Below are 514 nucleotides of genomic sequence, written 5' to 3'. Positions count from 1 at the left end.
AAGAACGTATGATTTTCTATACTTTTTTCCTCGAAAAAACGGAATATATGATTATTTTACGCCAAAAAATTATTCAAAAGTGCTTGATCAAACTTACTTTTTTTCCTCAAAAAGTGATCACAAAGACGGTTCATCTGTTCCTAGTCCCCTCGTTCCATGCACCAGACAAGATCATAGACGGGGCAAAAGCGGCCCGTTTTGTGAAGAAGACAAGCCTGTATATCGTCGTGAATATTCAGTTCATGTAAAATCTTCGGCAACGGCTGATGCAAGAGAACATCAAAAAGCGAGCAACCCCCCATTAAAAACAAGCTCGCCTTGTCCTGCTCATATCCGAATAGATCACCGGGCAACTTACAAGCTTTCCCTCTTGAAGGACAGCGTCACAATCTCTTGATACAGATGGGCATGCAGATCGTATAATTTCTGCAGCGCCAATACAGAAATCCACTTTTTCAGCTCATTGATGACTAATAACATGATCGCATGACGGATCGACTTGACTTTTTGGCCG

At 41.4% G+C, this 514-nt stretch carries 1 protein-coding gene; it reads left to right on the top strand.

The window, feature by feature from the left end:
• On the top strand, positions 1-248 hold a 248-nt coding region (locus BRO54_RS20310; RefSeq protein ID WP_204378363.1), incomplete at its 5' end, for a hypothetical protein.
• Positions 249-514: the final 266 nt, after the last annotated feature.

The organism is Geobacillus proteiniphilus, assembly GCF_001908025.1.
Taxonomy (GTDB): domain Bacteria; phylum Bacillota; class Bacilli; order Bacillales; family Anoxybacillaceae; genus Geobacillus; species Geobacillus proteiniphilus.
This window is presented reverse-complemented; position numbering and strand designations above follow the sequence as displayed.